Raw genomic sequence first — 17,728 nt, 5'->3', positions numbered from 1 at the left:
ATTAAGCCTGAGTGGCATCAATCAGTTTGGCACCGGTCATGGCTTGTAATTCTTCGAAGCTCAAGCCGTCGACTTTCTCAATCACTTTCATGCCTTCAGGCGTGACATCAATCACACACAGGTCGGTATAGATACGATCCACACACTTCAAACCAGTCGCAGGATAATCGAGTTGAGCAACGATTTTAGGTTCGCCTTTTTTGGTCACGTGATCTGTGGTGATGAAGACTTTCTTCGCACCCACAGCCAAGTCCATTGCGCCACCTACGGCAGGAATTGCATCTGGTGCACCGGTATGCCAGTTCGCCAAGTCACCATTTTCAGCTACCTGGAAAGCACCTAATACTGCGATATCAAGGTGACCACCACGCATCATGGCGAAAGAGTCGCCATGATGGAAGAAACAGCCACCAGTCAGCATGGTCACGAATTCTTTACCCGCATTGATCAGTTCAGGATCACGGTCTTCTTCTGCTGGTGGTGGACCAAATGCCAACAAGCCATTTTCAGAGTGTAGAAACACATCTTTGTCTGATGGCAGGTAGTTCGAAATCTTGGTTGGTAGACCAATACCCAAATTCACATAGGCACCGTCTGGAATGTCTTGCGCAACACGTTCAGCAATCTGGTCGCGAGTAAGTTTGCTATAGCTCATGAATTTCTCCTTAATCGCCAATTACTGTGCTGGGGTGACTTGAACCACGTGTTTTACGAAAATGCCCGGCGTGATGATGTGCTCTGGATCAAGTTCACCCAGTTCAACCACTTCCGACACCTGTGCAATGGTGATATCTGCCGCCATTGCCATGATTGGGCCGAAGTTACGTGCAGATTTGCGGTAAACCAGGTTGCCCCAACGGTCGCCCTTGTGTGCTTTGATCAAGGCGAAGTCGGCTTTGATCGGGTTTTCCAGCACGTAGTCTTTACCATCGTAGTTTAGGGTTGGTTTGCCTTCAGCCAGCAAGGTACCAAAACCGGTTGGCGTGTAGATTGGACCCAAGCCCATACCTGCAGCCTGAATACGGCAAGCCAAGTTACCTTGTGGAACCAATTCAAGTTCGATTTTGCCAGCACGGTATAGCTCGTCGAATACCCAAGAGTCAGACTGACGTGGGAATGAGCAGATGATTTTACGCACGGCACCGGCTTTTAAAAGCTTCGCCAAACCGTAGTCACCGTTACCGGCGTTGTTGTTGACGATCACCAGATCTTTCACGCCCAGTTCAATCAAGCCATCAATCAGTTCAGCGGGCTGACCTGCGGTGCCGAAGCCACCAATCATAATGGTTGAACCATCTTTAATTTGTGAAAGCACTTCTGTTAAGGAAGCTTTGCTTTTGTCGATCATAATATTTCCTAATCAAACTTCATCTGCAGACGCGTTAAGCGCGTGAAGATGTTGGAGGCGTTGTATTGGTCAACGGTGTATTTTTGGAGAGGATCAGATGGGCAATAAAGCCGATGCAAATCCCCCAAAATACGGAACTTAAACCTAAAAAACTCATTCCCGACACGGTGGCAAGGAATGTGATTAAAGCAGCATCTCTCTGGGTTTCTTCTTTCATCGCCACTGTAACGTTGGTGGCAATTGCACCGAGAAGGGCAAGACCCGCCAGGGCAGCGACCAGCTCTTTCGGAAGCAGACTGAACAGCATGACAATACTGCCTGCGAACAATCCGCCTAAAATGTAAAAAATACCGTTGGCAATACCAGCGATATATCGTTTTTCTTTCAGTTCATGTGCATCTTTACCGGTGCAAAGTGCTGCGGTAATTGATGCCAGCACAATGGTAATGCCACCCACGCAGGCTACTGCAAGCGAAGCAATGCTTGAAGCTGCGATAATTGGCTTGGCTGGCGTCTCGTAATCACTGAGTCGCAAGATCGCCATACCCGGCAAAAACTGTCCTGTCAGGCTGACCAGAATCAGCGGAATAGCAAGGTTAAAGGTTGCATTCCATGACCACTCTGGCGTGATGAACTGGGGTAGGGCGAGCGAAAAATTGATGTCGACCGGATTCATCCGACCGAGCAATAAAGCCAAGCTCACACCGGCCAGTAATACCCATACCATGGTGTAGCGTGGGGACAGACGTTTGGCAACCAGATAACACGCCAACATGCCAAATACCACATAAGGCATAGAGCTGGTTGCTTTGAATAAACCCAGGCCAAACTGGAACAAAATTCCCGCCATCATGCCTGCTGCCAGTCCCTGTGGAATCCATTTCAACAATTTGTCGAAATAGCCACTGATCCCGATCAGAAAAATCGCGACGGCAGCAATCAGGTAAGCGCCAACGGCTTCATTTAAACTGATACTTGGAAAAAGGGACACCAGCAGGGCAGTTCCGGGTGCTGACCAAGCTGTAATCACAGGGGTTTTAAACCGGATTGACAGGTAGATCCCGGTAAGCGCTGCACCAATAGAAATGCCCCAGATCCAGGACATCATCATCTCGGGGCTAACATAGGCTTTTTGTGCGGCCTGAAAGAAAATAATCAGAGGACCAGAATAGGAAATCAGTACCGCTAAGAATCCTGCAACGGTGGCTGAAATCGACCAGTCCTCTTTTAATGTTTGGATCAGATTAGACATCGCATGCCTCCATGCTCACGATTCTGTCAGTTCTGCCGGTTAACCTAAATCACCACCACCTACAGGTACAACACTACCTGTGATGTAAGAGGCTTCATCAGAGGCCAGGAAGGTAATAGCATTCACTTGTTCATCAATTGTGCCGTAGCGCTTGAAGAAGGTACGGTCAATGGTTTGATCCACGACTTCTTGCATCCACGCTTTGTCTTGTTCAGACATTGGTGCACTGTTACGTGGCACTTTACGTGGTGGAGCTTCAGTACCGCCTGTTGCAACAGCATTGACACGAATACCATCTTTGGCATGTTCAAAAGCCAGTGAGGCAGTTAAACCGTTTACACCACCTTTTGCAGCAGAATAAGGGATACGGTTAATCCCACGGGTTGCAATCGATGAAACGTTCACGATGGCACCGGCTTGTTGCGCAATCATGGTTGGCAACACAGCACGGCAGCACCACATGGTCGGGAACAATGAGCGGCGAACTTCTTTTTCCACTTCTTCAGGTTGGAATTCCTGAAAAGGTTTCATCCAGATCGCACCGCCCACGTTGTTGATGAGCACATCAACACGGCCATATTTTTCTAAGGCTGTATTGACAACTTTTTCAGCACCTTCAAAGTGTTCAAGGTCGGCACGTACAGTGATTGCCTCACCACCGGCTTCGACGATTTCCTTCAGTACATCTTCAACATACTCAGAGAAATCGGCCATGATTACTTTGCCGCCTTCACGGGCAACACGTAGCGCGACACCGCGACCGATGCCTTGTGCGGCACCTGTAACAATCACTACTTTATTGCTGAAACGTTGTTGACTCATCTTTGTTTCCTTTATCTTGACTGTATAACCGAACTCAAACTTAGTTTGCAGAGAATTTCTCAAACAGGAAGTTTGCTGGCTTCACGCCTTCTGCATCTAACCAGCCACGTACCGCTTCAACCATTGGTACTGGGCCACAGAGGTAAACATCAACATCACCACCGTTTAACCATTCAGTGTCGATATGACCAGTTACATAACCTTTACGCTCATGCGCAGATTCTGGGTTAGCTACAACAGTACGGTATTCGAACCATGGTAATTTTGCTTGAAGTTCGTTGAGGCGATCCAATGCAACCAGGTCAAAGTCGTTGGTCACACCAAATACAAGACGTACAGGTTGTTCAGAACCTTTTTCTTCAAGGACAGACAACATAGACAAGAACGGTGCAATACCAGTACCACCTGCAAGCATCAATACTGGGCGAGTAACGCTACGTAGATAGAAGCTACCAAATGGACCAGTAAAGGTCATTTTGTCACCAACTTTAGCCGTTTGGCTGAGGAAGCTACTCATTTTGCCATTTGGTACGTTACGAACGACGAAACCAGTTTTGCGGTCGCCTGGTTTAGAGCTGAATGAGTAAGAACGGGTTTCTTCAGTACCCGGAATACCTACATTGACATATTGACCTGCCAAGAAATTGATTTCTGGCTCAGCAGCGTCAAGTTCGATTTCAAAAGTAATCGTTGATTCAGAAAGGTTCTCAACAGAAGTGAGAGTACCTTGATAAGTATGAATTTCAGTTTTGCAAACATCAGAGGTTGCTTGAATCTGGAATACTGCATCAGAAGTCGGGTGGCATTGGCAAGCCAATACATAACCTTCAGCCGCTTCTTCAGGAGTTAAAGCATCTTCGATATAGCTATCTTCAGGCATATCATAAGTGCCTGATTCACAAAATGCACGACACGTACCACATGCACCATCACGGCAATCTAGCGGAATATTGATCTTTTGGCGGTATGCTGCGTCCGAAAGGGTTTCGCCATCAACAACAGTGATAAAACGCGTTACGCCATCTTCAAATTGAAGTGCAACATTATGGTTTGACATGGCAAGTATCCTACAAATGAGTTAAAACATCAGATGGCCCGGGCCAACATTCCATTGGGCCAGGGCCGGGGTTTCTTTACAATAATCTAATAAGCTTAGATGTGGTAGATATCAATCACTTGGTTGATATAGTCGTTTTTCAATACGACATACTTGCTTACGATTTTTGGCTGTTCGCCAGAGAAATCGATCACATAACGAGACATACCGAAGTAGCTGTAGTTTTTCTTGTAACGGAAGCTCAAAGTATTCCAGTTAAAACGTACAGTCACTTGGTCACCGTTTTGTTCCACAATCTCAATGTTGTTGATGTTGTGGCTAGTACGGGTATCCGGCATGGTTGCAGAAGAACGTTCAGTTTTGATACGGAACACGCGGTCTTCTAAACCTTGACGATCTGGATAGAAAATCAAAGAAATTTCAGACTGAGGATCTTCGGTCAACGTATCGTTGTCGTCCCAAGCTGGCATCCAGAATTGTGCATTCGGAGCGTAGCACTCTAACCAGTTATCCCATTGCTCGTCATCAAGGAAACGTGCTTCACGATAAAGGAATTGAGCAATGTTTTCTAAAGTAATCGCGCTCATGCTTGTTCTCCTTCAGCAGCAATCTCTTTTTCAGTCGCAATCGCTTTCTTCATAAGTTTCAACCAGTACTCGTGTTGAGCTAGGTATAAACCTTCGTCTTCAGTCTTGACACCAGAAAGTTTTGGTTTCAAACCGATTTCATTTGCAGCATCATCTGGGCCTTGGATCCAGTGTTTAGAACCACGGCTCATGTCGTTCCACTCAAGCGCGATACCTTGGTAGCCTGCTTGACATGCACGGAATTCTTCCAAGTCATCCGGAGTAGCCATACCAGAAGCGTTGAAGAAGTCTTCGTACTGACGGATACGGCGTGCACGTGCTTCAGGTGCTTCACCTTTAGGCGCGATACAGTAGATCGTTACCTCAGTCTTATCGACAGACAATGGACGAAGAACACGGATTTGTGAACCGAACTGATCCATGAAGTAAACGTTTGGATAGATACAAAGGTTACGAGAACGCTCGATCATCCATTTCGCCATAGCTGCACCGTATTTCTCGGTGTATTCGTCTTTTTTCGGGAAGTTTGGACGGTCTTCTGGGTTAGCCCATTGAGTCCAAAGTAGCATGTGGCCGTTTTCGAAACCGTAAGAACCACCGCCTTGTTTACCCCAAGAACCAGCGCTCATCGCACGGATGTTGTCGCCGCCTTGTTTTTCTTTACGTTGCTGAGTTGTCGCAGCGTAGTTCCAGTGAACTGCAGAAACGTGGTAACCATCAGCACCGTTTTCAGCAGTCAGTTTCCAGTTACCTTCATAAGTATAGGTAGAAGCACCGCGAAGAACTTCAAGACCTTCTTCAGACTGACCAACGATCATATCGATGATTTTAGTCGCTTCACCAAGATATTCTTCAAGAGAAGGAACGTCTGGGTTCAAGCTACCAAATAAGAAACCTTTGTAGTTTTCAAAACGTGCAACTTTTTTCAGGTCGTGTGAACCTTCTTTGTTGAAGCAGTCAGAATAACCCGCATCAGTAGGATCTTTAACTTTTAACAACTTACCAGAGTTGTTGAATGTCCAGCCGTGGAATGGGCAGGTATAAGTTGCTTTGTTGCCACGTTTGTAACGGCAAAGCTCTGCACCACGGTGTGAACACGCATTGATCATTGCGTTTAATTCACCGTTACGGTTACGTGCAATGATGATTGGCTGACGACCGATGTTAGTCGTGTAGTAATCGTTGATATTTGGAATTTGGCTTTCATGTGCCAAGTATACCCAGTTGCCCTCGAAGATATATTTCATTTCAAGGTCAAAAATGTCCTGGTCCGTGAAGACAGAACGATGAAGTTTGAATTCACCTGTTTCGTAGTTTTCAACAAGTAATTCATCAATGCGATCTAGATGGCTAGTATTGATTACAGGAATACGTGGCATGTCCGCTCTCCGACTTTCCAAATGTTAGGAAGTCACCGAAATGCTTAACAGAATAGGGAAGTTAAACATTTCGGTTCCTTGGGTTTCAGCTAATTAAGCGCTTGCGCGACGACGTTCAACTTCAGTAGAAGGCGCACCTTCTTTATCTTTCTGAAGAACGATGTCGAACTGGATGTGTTTGAAAGGACCTTTCAAACCGCGGCGTGCGATTTCAGCTTCGTCAGTTACGTCAACAGCAGTTGCAACTAGACCTTCACGCGTACCGAATGCAAAGTCGTCCCAAAGGTATTTGTCGCCTTCGATGTTGAACTGAGTGGTTAATTTACGGTGACCTGGCGCAGAGATGAAGTAGTGCACGTGCGCAGGACGTTGACCGTGACGAGAAAGTTTGTTCAACATTTGTTGTAACGGACCTTCTGGGTTCAAACCGTAACCTACAGGCATAGTGGTTTGTGCTGTGTAGTTACCGTTTTCATCAGTGAAAATGGTACGACGCAGGTTGAAGTGTGATTGAGACTTATCGAAGAACGAGTAGTTACCGTGGCTGTTGGCATGCCACATTTCAACTTTAGCACCAGAAAGCACTTCCCCATCAGTATCAGTCACTTTACCTTCGATGATAAGCGTTGCAATTTTGCCTTCTTCAGAACCGTCGTCCATACGAGCGAAACCTACAGATTCAGGCGCACCAGCGACATATAATGGACCTTCGATTGTACGTGGAGTACCGCCAGTTAAACCTGCTTTAGCGTCAGCTTCATCAGCACGTAGGTCAAGGTAGTGTTCTAGGCCGATAGCAGAACCTAAAAGAGCAAATTCATCAGCTTTCGCCATGTCGATGATCGCTTCAACACCTTTCCAAACTTCAGATTGGCTAAGATCAAGATCTTCGATTGCTTGGTAGAAGTCAGTCACTAGGCGCACAACAACTTGTTGTAAACGCGCGTCTACTGGACCTTCAGAAGTGTCTACGTTACATGCTTTAACTAAATTTTCAATCGCTTGACGATCCATACAATTGCTCCTTGAATGTATGCTTTTTTCATTGAGTGGTCAGCTAAGCTTGCATAAATGCTGGCAAATTTCCCGCTAACCACGATTTTAATAACCGGCCGGATGACCGGAGTTTTTGTGATGATGAAGAGCCCTCACAATTCATCACCACGATTCAATCAGGTGTCATCTTCACGGATTGAAGATGGATGGCGGTTGAGTGCCATCACCTCGATATCCATATATGGATAAAGGGGTAAACCTTGCAGAATATTGTGTAACTCTTCATTACTTTCCACATCAAAAATACTGATGTTTGAGTATTGGCCAGTAATACGCCAGATGTGACGCCATTTACCCTGACGTTGTAAGTCTTGTGAGTAAGCCTTCTCAACAGCTTTAATCTCAGCCGCTTTCTCAGCTGGCATATCTAATGGAATGTTTACATCCATGCGTACTTGAAACAGCATGTGTTTACTCCTTACTTACGACGTAGTTGGTCAAGTTTGTCTTCATCTAGCTCAATCCCCAGACCTGGGCCTTGTGGAATTGCAAGTTCAAAATTTTCGTAACGAAGCGGTGTTTTTAAAATTTCTTCGGTGAGTAAGAGGGGGCCAAACAGTTCAGTGCCGTAGGCCAAATTATCGAAAGTTGAGAAGGCATGCGCAGATGCGATAGTGCCTACAGAACCTTCGAGCATTGTTCCACCATAAAGGTCAATGCCTGCCAATTTGGCGATTTTTGCAACTTCACAACCTTCAATCAGACCGCCCGATTGTGCTACTTTCACCGCAAATACTGATGCGCCATTGCGTTTCGCGATTTGGTACGCTGTTGCAGGACCCATCAAGGATTCATCTGCCATAATCGCAACATCGAAACGACGAGTTAAACGCTCCATGGCATCTAAATTTTCAATGGCACATGGCTGTTCAATCAGGTCTACACCACCATCTTGTAACAACTGGATACCTTTGATCGCTTCAAGCTCAGACCAAGCACGGTTCACATCAACACGGATAGAAACGTCAGCACCTAGAGCTTGCTTGATCGCCAATACGTGCTCAACATCTTCTTGGACTTTGCGTGAACCAATTTTCAATTTAAAGATGTTGTGACGTTTTAGCTCGACCATCTTTTTCGCTTCAGCGATATCTTTTTCTGTGTTACCAGAAGCCAATACCCAAAGGACTGGCACGCTGTTGCGCAGACGACCACCGAGCAACTCGCTCACTGGCAAACCTAAACGCTTGGCTTGGATATCAAGCAGGGCAGTTTGGATTGCGCATTTTGCAAAACGGTTGCCATTAATGTTGCGTTTAATCAAACTCAATGTTTGAGCAACATTTAAATCTTTAATTGACGTCAAGAGTGGTGCAAAATAAGTGTCAATATTTGTCTTAACACTTTCTGGGCTTTCTTCACCGTAGCCTAAGCCACCAATTGTTGTCGCTTCACCCCAACCAATGATGCCGTCTTCAGTAGTGATTTTGATCAAAACCAAAGTTTGAGTTTGCATCGTCGCCACCGCCATTTTGTGCGGGCGGATCGTTGGGATCTCTACAAGCAAGGTTTCTACTGATTTATACATCTTCGTTATCTGGGTTGGTTATCTCTTGTGTATACCTTAAAAGAATGATTAAACTGTGTCTAAGATCAAATATGCATTTTAATATACCTTAATGGTATGAGGTGAGCATGGAACTCAGACATTTACGTTACTTTGTAGCCGTTGTAGAGGAACAAAGCTTTACAAAGGCAGCAGAGAAGCTGTTTATTGCCCAACCGCCACTGAGCCGTCAGATCCAAAATCTGGAAAATGAGTTGGGAATTCAATTATTTGAGCGCGGAAGTCGCCCTTTGCAGACCACTCCAGCAGGTCAGTTTTTCTATCAACATGCGGTCAAATTGCTGTCGAATGCTGAAGAAATCAAGTCGATGACCAAGCGTGTCGGGATGGTTGAACGTGTGGTAACCATGGGATTCGTGGGATCACTGCTTTATGGATTATTACCGAGAATTGTCTACTTATATCGTCAGCAGCAGCCGCATCTGCAAATTCAACTCATTGAGATGAGCACCAAAGAACAGATCCAGGCCCTGAAAGAAGGCAAGATTGATGTAGGCTTTGGCCGGTTACGTATTTCTGATCCAGCGATTCGACGTGTATTGCTGCGTGAAGAGCGTTTAATGGTGGCTGTTCATGTCAGTCATCCTTTGTCTCGTTATGAAAAAGGTGTTCATCTATCTGATATTGTTGATGAAAATATTTTTCTTTATCCGGCAAATCCAAAACCAAATTTCTCGACACAAATGCGATCAATCTTTTCTGAATATGGTTTAGAACCCAAAAACTTTAAAGAAGTACGTGAAATTCAGCTGGCTTTAGGGTTGGTGGCTGCAGGAGAAGGGATTAGTGTAGTACCGGAAAGTGCCAATACTATTCGCTTTCCACACTTAAATTACATCCCATTATTAGATGATGCTGCAGTGAGTCCGATCTTTCTGGCGATTCGTAATATGGATGAAAGTGAAGATATCCGTTCACTGTTTGACTGTATCTATCAGGTCTACGACCTGGAGGCGATTAAATACGACCGTACGGTTCTTTGACTACGCCTTTAGTCTAATCTAACCCTTCAATTTACAGAGAGATGATTAAAAAATGATGAAAAAAATAATCGTTTTTCTGTTGTTTGAAGGGTAATTCTTTTCCTGTCGTGGTTTAAGACATTCTTTTTGACTGCTTTTTGCTCAAATATCTTTTATCTTCTTTTTTTCTTGACTGCAGACTTAAGCATAGCTTTCATCTTATTTTCATAATGCCAAGCTCTAGTACAAGTGCCGTAAAGACTGTAGAGCAATAAGATTGTTATCGTGCTGTTGCCTTTGAAATTGCAAGCCAAGTCTAAGCAGGTATTTGAGTAATAGTGAAATAAGGATACGGAAAATAATTAAGTGATGTTCTACATAATTAAAAAAATAGGGCCGTTTGTTTTATTCTTATTTTTATAAGTTCATGTTTTTTATAATCTATTTAAATCCCATTACTTTTTCTTCTGGCTAATTTTAATGGTCTTTTCTAATTATCACTCCACATCATGAATGAAAAGTTTCCATTTCATGCAAATTTCTAATGAAAGTCCATCGATCCTTGATTCTGTATTTCCTGTTTACTACAAGGTGGGCTTGGGTATAGCCAATGTAACTTTTATCTCTAGATTGAAAGTCGACCCTGCATACTACTTTCGGCAGGGTGAAATTTACTCAAATACCCAATAAGTATCAACTCCGCTAATGTGGGGAATTCAAAACAGCTCGAATTAGATGGGTTTAATGCCTGGAATAAGCTCTCTATAGATATGATTTTTGTTTAATTATTGATCACTTGCATGGGTGGAGAAAAATAATTGAAAAAATCGGATGCACTTCAACAGATTGATCTATTGTTTCTGAAGGGTTGCTTAACCTATTTATTCATATTTAAGCCGGTAGATATTACTGAACGGCTTTTTATTGAGATGTTTCTTAATCAGTAGTAGGGATTAACATATTGCTAGAAAGTGACTGTTGAGGTCGATTCCTGCTGCTTGTCTCAGCTTGAACCATCACTTATAAATGAAACATTCAACATATCCATATGTTGAAGACAGCATTGTCGTGACTTAGCAAGGAGCTTGTATGTCTACTTTCCCTCATTTATTGGCCCCATTGGATTTAGGTTTTACGACATTAAAGAACCGGGTTGTAATGGGTTCTATGCATGTGGGACTTGAGGAGGCACCTCAGGGTTTTGAGCGAATGGCAGCCTTTTATGCTGAACGGGCACGAGGTGGTGTGGGTTTGATTGTTACTGGTGGAGTAGCGCCTAACGAAGCAGGGGTGACGTTTCCCGGTAGCAGCATACTCAACCAAGTCGCAGATGTTGAAAAACATAAAATTATTATCCAGGCGGTACATGCAGAAGGAGGTAAAATTGCCCTGCAGATTTTACATACGGGGCGTTATTCTTATCAACCAAATCTGGTTGCGCCTTCAGCGATTCAAGCCCCCATTAATCCAGTCAAACCCAAAGCGCTAACCATTGCGGAGATTCAGCAAACCATCCGTGATTTTGTTTATACCGCTCAACTTGCTCAACAGGCAGGTTATGATGGGGTCGAAATCATGGGATCAGAGGGTTATCTGATTAATGAATTTATTGCAGCGCGTACCAATCACCGTGATGATGAGTGGGGCGGTTGTTACGAAAACCGGATTCGTTTCCCTTTAGAAATTGTCAGACGTACCCGTCAGGCGGTTGGTGAGAACTTTATCATTATTTACCGCTTATCCATGCTGGATCTGGTGGAAGGAGGCTCTACGCTCGAAGAAGTTATTGAATTAGCCAAAAAGATTGAACAGGCGGGAGCAACCATTATTAATAGTGGGATTGGCTGGCATGAAGCACGTATCCCTACAATTGCAACAAAAGTACCGCGTGCGGCATTCACCTGGGTCACTGAAAAGCTAAAAGGTGCAGTTAGTATTCCTCTTATTACCTCGAACCGGATTAATACGCCACAAATGGCGGAGCATGTGCTTGCTTCAGGACAAGCCGATCTCATTTCGATGGCACGCCCGATGCTGGCTGACCCCGAATTTGTACTTAAGGCCAGTGAAGGTCGAAGCGATGAAATCAACACTTGTATTGCATGTAATCAGGCCTGCCTGGATCATATTTTTTCTAAACGAATAGCCACTTGTCTGGTCAATCCGCGTGCATGCCATGAAACAGAATTGCAATTTATGCCTGCGGTAAAACCAAAATCTATTGCTGTCGTGGGTGCGGGGCCAGCGGGATTAAGTTTTGCGATTTATGCGGCATCGCGTGGGCATCAGATTACGATTTATGAATCTGAAAACCAGATTGGCGGGCAGTTTAATGTTGCGAAGACTATTCCGGGTAAAGAAGAATTCCACGAAACGCTGCGTTATTTTAAACGCCAAATCGAAATACAGCCGAATATTAAACTGCAACTGAATCATACCGTGACTTTTGAGGAATTGAGCCAGTCAAATTATGATGACATTGTAGTAGCAACAGGCGTGATGCCAAGACGGTTGCAGATTGAGGGAATTGACCATCCTAAGGTGTTGTCGTATCTGCAAGTGCTGAAGCAGCGAGTACCTGTTGGTCGTCGCGTTGCGATTATTGGTGCAGGTGGGATCGGTTTTGATACGGCTGAATATCTAGTTCATTCAGGTGAAAGTGCTAGTCTGAATCCAGAAAAATTTTATGCTGAGTGGGGAATTGATCCTCATTATCAGCACGCCGGAGGTGTACAGGTACCACATATACCCGCGACAGAACGGGAAATTTATTTGCTGCAACGCAAAAATACGGCAGTTGGATCAGGTTTAGGGAAAACGACGGGTTGGATTCATCGTATGGGTTTGAAACAGCATCATGTCAAAATGCTGGCGGGTGTGCAGTATGAAAAGATTGATGATGACGGGCTGTATATCCGTATCAATGAACAGCCACAGCTACTAGCTGTAGATCATGTGGTGATTTGTGCTGGACAGGAATCGTATACGGCGATGTATGAATCATTAGTAACTATTGGAAAACAGGTTCATTTGATTGGTGGTGCAAAAGAAGCCGGTGAAATGGATGCGAAACAGGCGATCCGTCAGGGTGCTGAACTGGCTGCTCTGATATAAAAGAATAAATTGGATGAACTGCGCCATCTTATAATTTAAAAAACCCAGTTGTTTCACTGGGTGTTTTAATAGGAACAGAAGACTGGACTTACTTTTCCAATGCAGGTGAAGCAGCAGCAATAGCAGCAGCAACCGCATCTTCTTCAGTTTGCGGTTCATCTTTCGATTTAGGCGTACTGCTTTGGGCAGTATCATTCTCAGTTTTAGGCGTTTCAGTTTTATTCGTGTTTTTGCTTTCGGCTGGTTGCTCGCGAACCTCACGGCGAATTTCGGTCGTGGTGTTTTTGGTTTCTTCACGAATGATGGTGACAGTTTTGGCTTCAGATGCGGCTTGTGTATTGTCTAGAGGTTTAAACTCAACTTCAGAGGTGACTTGTTGCTCAGTTTCTGTCTGAGCTTTTTCATCTTCCTGAGGAGTTTCTTTTTTTACACATGCGCTGAGTGCCAGACCAGTCGCGATTAAGCCACAGATTAAAAGTTTCTTGTTCATCGTCACACAAAATTCAGCTGTATATAGAAGTGGCACCATTATAACAATAAAACGCCCGATAAAAATCATCATATGAGGCGCTAAATTTTTATAAAAAATGCTGATAGAATAGCCAATTGTTTATTGTTCCATGAATTGATGCGGATTGACTTTGCTTTATAGGTGCAGAGTAAAGTAAAATTGCCCAGCATTGCATGCCGATTTAGGCTCGATTGTACGAGAAACTCAATGACCCATTTTATTTTCGTGACTGGTGGTGTGGTTTCATCACTAGGTAAAGGTATTTCAGCTGCTTCAGTTGCTGCACTTTTAGAAGCTCGTGGTTTAAAAGTGACCATGGTGAAAATGGATCCATATATTAATGTCGATCCAGGCACGATGAGCCCATTCCAACATGGTGAAGTTTTTGTCACAGAGGATGGTGCTGAAACTGACCTAGATTTGGGTTATTACGAGCGTTTCTTGCGTCGCGCAAAAATGACCAAGCTCAACAACTTCACTTCTGGTCGTGTTTACCAGGATGTACTGAACAAAGAGCGTCGTGGTGACTATCTTGGTGGTACTGTTCAGGTTATTCCACACATCACAGACAATATTAAAGAACGTGTACTACGTGCCGGCGAAGGTTACGACGTTGCGATCGTTGAAATTGGCGGAACAGTAGGTGATATCGAATCTCTGCCTTTTATGGAGTCTGTCCGCCAACTTTTAGTTGAATTGGGCCACAAGCGTTCAATGCTCATGCATTTAACCTTGTTACCATATATTAAGTCTGCTGCTGAACTCAAAACCAAGCCAACTCAACACTCAGTCAAAGAGTTATTGTCGATTGGTATTCAGCCAGACATTCTGATTTGCCGTACCGAGCATGATGTTGATGCTGATACCACCCGCAAGATTGCACTCTTTACCAACGTAGAAGCACGTGCAGTTGTGGTTTGTAAAGATGCCAAAACCATTTATCAAATTCCACGTACATTCTATGAACAGGATGTCGATGACTTTATCTGTGAGCGTTTTGGTTATACGGATTTGCCAGAAGCGGATCTAACCGATTGGGATAATGTGGTTGAAGCGTTGCTGAATCCTGAATTTACCGTTCGTGTCGCAATGGTGGGTAAATATGTTGAGCTTCCAGATGCCTATAAATCTGTCAATGAAGCTTTATTACACGCCGGCATTAAAAACCGTGTAAAAGTCCAGATTGATTATGTCGATGCAGAGCGTTTGGAATCTGAAGATGTGAATCAGGTTCTCGCTGAAGCAGATGCGATTCTAGTTCCAGGTGGATTCGGTGAGCGTGGCACTGAAGGTAAGATGACTGCAATTCGCTATGCTCGCGAAAATAAAATTCCATTCTTTGGTATTTGTTTGGGGATGCAGCTTGCTGTAATCGAATACGCACGCAATGTTGCGGGCATGCCAGAAGCCACTTCAACTGAATTCAATCGCTCTACAAAATTCCCATTGATTGGTTTGATTACTGAATGGTTAGATGAGCGCGGTGAATTACAGCATCGTAGTGTTGATTCAGATTTGGGTGGAACCATGCGTTTAGGTGCACAAAAATCAGAATTGGTTGTAGGCACCAAGATTCGGGAAATTTATGGTGCAGCAGAAATTACCGAACGTCATCGCCATCGTTATGAAATGAACGATCGCTTTATTGCACCAATTGAACAAGCAGGAATGAAAATCTCGGGTTATTCAACTGCACAACATTTGGTAGAAACGGTTGAGATTGCTGATCATCCTTGGTTTATCGCGGTACAATTCCACCCGGAATTCACCAGTTCGCCACGTGAAGGTCATCCGTTGTTTGCCAGCTTTATTGCGGCAGCTAAACAGCAGCATCAGAAGTAATTAAAAAACTAGGGATAAACTAGGAAAGTTTAAATGTCACAATTAAAACCACAAGAAATTGTACGTTTAGGCGATATACAAATGGCAAATCATTTGCCATTTGTACTATTCGGCGGCATGAACGTATTGGAGTCGAAAGACTTAGCTTTTGAAATCGCAGAAACTTATGTGGAGATCTGTAAGCGTTTAGAGATCCCGTATGTATTCAAGGCAAGTTTTGATAAAGCCAATCGTTCAAGCCTGTATTCTTTCCGGGGTCCAGGTCTGGAAAAAGGCATCGAGTGGTTAGCTGACATTAAAAAACATTTTAATGTGCCGATCATCACGGATGTACACGAGCCGTATCAGGCAGCACCCGTGGCTGAAGTTGCCGATATTATCCAGTTACCAGCGTTTTTAAGTCGTCAGACCGATCTGGTTGAAGCGATGGCGAAAACTGATGCGATCATCAATATCAAGAAAGCCCAATTCCTTGCACCCCATGAAATGCGCCATATTCTGAACAAATGTTTAGAAGCGGGTAATGATAAGCTGATTTTGTGTGAGCGTGGTTCAGCATTCGGTTATAACAACCTGGTCGTTGATATGTTGGGTTTCGATATCATGAAGGAAATGAATGTTCCGGTATTCTTTGATGTCACCCATTCACTACAGACACCGGGTGGCCGTGCGGATTCAGCGGGCGGTCGTCGTGCGCAAATCACGACTTTGGCGCGTGCGGGTATGGCGACTGGCTTGGCTGGTTTATTCCTAGAAGCGCATCCCGATCCAGATCAGGCAAAGTGTGATGGTCCATGTGCTTTACGTTTATCGCAGCTTGAGCCATTCTTGGCACAATTAAAAGAATTGGATACTTTAGTTAAAGGATTCAAAAAGTTAGATACTCATTGATACGAGTTTTCGTATCTTGTTATTCATTCAACTGAGGAATTGTTCATGAGCCAAATCGTTGACATTCGTGCACGTGAAATTTTGGACTCTCGTGGTAACCCAACCATCGAAGCAGATGTAATCTTGGAATCTGGTGTTGTTGGCCGTGCATGTGCACCATCTGGTGCTTCAACTGGTTCTCGTGAAGCTTTAGAACTTCGTGACGGTGACAAATCACGTTACTTAGGTAAAGGCGTTCGCACTGCGGTACAAAACGTCAATAGCCAAATCCATGAGTTGCTTGTGGGTCAAAATGTTTTTGAACAAAAAGCACTTGACGACAAAATGATCGCACTTGATGGTACTGAAAACAAAGCGAAGTTGGGTGCAAATGCAACTTTGGCCGTGTCTTTGGCTGCTGCACGCGCTGCTGCGACTGAACAAAAACTTCCTCTATTCCAGTACATCGCCAACTTGCGTGGTCAACAGACTTTGTCTATGCCAGTACCGATGATGAACATCTTGAATGGTGGTTCACATGCGGACAACAACGTTGATATTCAAGAGTTTATGATTGAGCCAGTTGGCTTCACTTCATTCTCTGAAGCGTTACGTGCGGGTGCTGAAATTTTCCACTCACTAAAATCTGTACTTAACCAAAAAGGTTTAAACACTGCAGTAGGTGATGAAGGTGGTTTTGCGCCAAACCTTCGCTCTAACGAAGAAGCGATCACTGTGATTCTTCAAGCTATTGAACAGACTGGCTATAAAGCAGGTTCTGACATCATGCTTGCACTTGACTGCGCATCTTCAGAATTTTACAAAAATGGTCAGTACATTCTGGAAGGTGAAGGCAACAAAGCATTTACCAGCAACCAGTTTGCCGACTACCTTGCAGGTCTGGTAAAACAATATCCAATCATTTCGATTGAAGATGGTCTAGATGAGTCTGATTGGGAAGGTTGGTCTTACCTAACTTCAATCTTAGGCGACAAAATCCAGTTGGTGGGTGACGATTTATTCGTAACCAATCCTAAGATTTTGCAACGTGGTATTGATGAGAAAGTGGCCAACTCTATTCTGATCAAATACAACCAGATCGGTACTTTGACTGAGACTTTGGATGCAATCTATCTTGCCAAAGCAAATGGTTACACCACTGTCATTTCTCACCGTTCTGGTGAAACTGAAGATTCAACGATTGCGGATCTTGCAGTAGGTACAGCAGCAGGTCAAATCAAAACGGGTTCACTTTGCCGTTCAGACCGTGTATCGAAGTATAACCAATTGCTTCGTATTGAAGAGTTGACCAAAGCGGTTTACCGTGGTCGCGCTGAATTCAAAGGTTTGAATTAATCTTT

The 17,728-nt window shown here is 44.2% G+C and carries 16 protein-coding genes; 5 read left to right on the top strand and 11 right to left on the bottom strand.

Features of this window, described 5'->3' with window-relative positions:
• Window position 1: 1 nt before the first annotated feature.
• From PAE54_RS01445 to PAE54_RS01400, 10 genes are all read right to left on the bottom strand, one after another.
• Complete coding sequence (locus PAE54_RS01445) at window positions 2-655, bottom strand: 3-oxoacid CoA-transferase subunit B (protein WP_326518140.1); 654 nt, start codon at window positions 653-655, stop codon at window positions 2-4.
• Between the two features lie 21 nt (window positions 656-676).
• On the bottom strand, window positions 677-1,348 hold the full coding sequence (locus PAE54_RS01440) for a 3-oxoacid CoA-transferase subunit A (RefSeq protein ID WP_326518139.1): 672 nt from the start codon (window positions 1,346-1,348) through the stop codon (window positions 677-679).
• Window positions 1,349-1,382: 34 nt separating this feature from the next.
• Window positions 1,383-2,600, bottom strand: a complete 1,218-nt coding sequence (gene benE, locus PAE54_RS01435; RefSeq protein WP_326518138.1) for a benzoate/H(+) symporter BenE — start codon at window positions 2,598-2,600, stop codon at window positions 1,383-1,385.
• A gap of 39 nt (window positions 2,601-2,639) precedes the next feature.
• Entirely contained in the window at window positions 2,640-3,422 is a 783-nt protein-coding gene (locus tag PAE54_RS01430; protein WP_326518137.1) for a 1,6-dihydroxycyclohexa-2,4-diene-1-carboxylate dehydrogenase, read from the bottom strand.
• 40 nt (window positions 3,423-3,462) lie between these two features.
• Window positions 3,463-4,479, bottom strand: coding sequence for a benzoate 1,2-dioxygenase electron transfer component BenC (gene benC / locus PAE54_RS01425; protein WP_326518136.1), 1,017 nt, complete (start codon window positions 4,477-4,479; stop codon window positions 3,463-3,465).
• A 95-nt stretch (window positions 4,480-4,574) separates the two neighbouring features.
• Window positions 4,575-5,066: a benzoate 1,2-dioxygenase small subunit gene (gene benB / locus PAE54_RS01420; RefSeq protein ID WP_273779064.1), complete on the bottom strand. Its 492-nt coding sequence runs from the start codon at window positions 5,064-5,066 to the stop codon at window positions 4,575-4,577.
• Entirely contained in the window at window positions 5,063-6,445 is a 1,383-nt protein-coding gene (gene benA, locus PAE54_RS01415; RefSeq protein ID WP_326518135.1) for a benzoate 1,2-dioxygenase large subunit, read from the bottom strand. The genes benB and benA overlap by 4 nt, the downstream gene beginning before the upstream one ends.
• 93 nt (window positions 6,446-6,538) lie before the next feature.
• Window positions 6,539-7,459 (bottom strand): catechol 1,2-dioxygenase, encoded by a 921-nt coding sequence (catA, locus tag PAE54_RS01410; RefSeq protein WP_273779042.1) that lies wholly within the window; start codon window positions 7,457-7,459, stop codon window positions 6,539-6,541.
• 158 nt (window positions 7,460-7,617) lie between these two features.
• Window positions 7,618-7,908 (bottom strand): muconolactone Delta-isomerase, encoded by a 291-nt coding sequence (gene catC / locus PAE54_RS01405; RefSeq protein WP_273779068.1) that lies wholly within the window; start codon window positions 7,906-7,908, stop codon window positions 7,618-7,620.
• A gap of 11 nt (window positions 7,909-7,919) precedes the next feature.
• On the bottom strand, window positions 7,920-9,029 hold the full coding sequence (locus PAE54_RS01400; RefSeq protein WP_326518134.1) for a muconate/chloromuconate family cycloisomerase: 1,110 nt from the start codon (window positions 9,027-9,029) through the stop codon (window positions 7,920-7,922).
• A gap of 107 nt (window positions 9,030-9,136) precedes the next feature.
• Between PAE54_RS01400 and PAE54_RS01395 the strand changes: the two genes are divergently transcribed.
• Both PAE54_RS01395 and PAE54_RS01390 read left to right on the top strand, forming a co-directional pair.
• On the top strand, window positions 9,137-10,051 hold the full coding sequence (locus PAE54_RS01395) for a LysR family transcriptional regulator (protein ID WP_273779071.1): 915 nt from the start codon (window positions 9,137-9,139) through the stop codon (window positions 10,049-10,051).
• A 1,068-nt stretch (window positions 10,052-11,119) separates the two neighbouring features.
• Entirely contained in the window at window positions 11,120-13,144 is a 2,025-nt protein-coding gene (locus tag PAE54_RS01390) for an oxidoreductase (protein ID WP_326518133.1), read from the top strand.
• A gap of 88 nt (window positions 13,145-13,232) precedes the next feature.
• Here PAE54_RS01390 and PAE54_RS01385 read toward each other — a convergent pair whose 3' ends face one another.
• Complete coding sequence (locus tag PAE54_RS01385) at window positions 13,233-13,634, bottom strand: internalin (RefSeq protein ID WP_326518132.1); 402 nt, start codon at window positions 13,632-13,634, stop codon at window positions 13,233-13,235.
• Window positions 13,635-13,862: 228 nt separating this feature from the next.
• Between PAE54_RS01385 and pyrG the strand changes: the two genes are divergently transcribed.
• Genes pyrG through eno form a run of 3 tightly spaced genes read left to right on the top strand, consistent with a single transcriptional unit; the run spans window position 13,863 to window position 17,723 of the window.
• Window positions 13,863-15,497 carry a CTP synthase gene (gene pyrG, locus PAE54_RS01380; RefSeq protein WP_326518131.1) on the top strand — a complete coding sequence of 545 codons (1,635 nt, stop codon included), beginning with the start codon at window positions 13,863-13,865 and terminating at the stop codon, window positions 15,495-15,497.
• A 33-nt stretch (window positions 15,498-15,530) separates the two neighbouring features.
• Complete coding sequence (gene kdsA, locus PAE54_RS01375; RefSeq protein ID WP_273779079.1) at window positions 15,531-16,388, top strand: 3-deoxy-8-phosphooctulonate synthase; 858 nt, start codon at window positions 15,531-15,533, stop codon at window positions 16,386-16,388.
• A 45-nt stretch (window positions 16,389-16,433) separates the two neighbouring features.
• The gene (gene eno / locus PAE54_RS01370) at window positions 16,434-17,723 is read left to right on the top strand and encodes a phosphopyruvate hydratase (RefSeq protein WP_273779081.1); all 1,290 of its coding nucleotides are present in this window, start codon (window positions 16,434-16,436) and stop codon (window positions 17,721-17,723) included.
• Window positions 17,724-17,728: the final 5 nt, after the last annotated feature.

The organism is Acinetobacter minutum, assembly GCF_035916735.1.
Classification (GTDB): Bacteria; Pseudomonadota; Gammaproteobacteria; order Pseudomonadales; family Moraxellaceae; genus Acinetobacter.
This window is presented reverse-complemented; position numbering and strand designations above follow the sequence as displayed.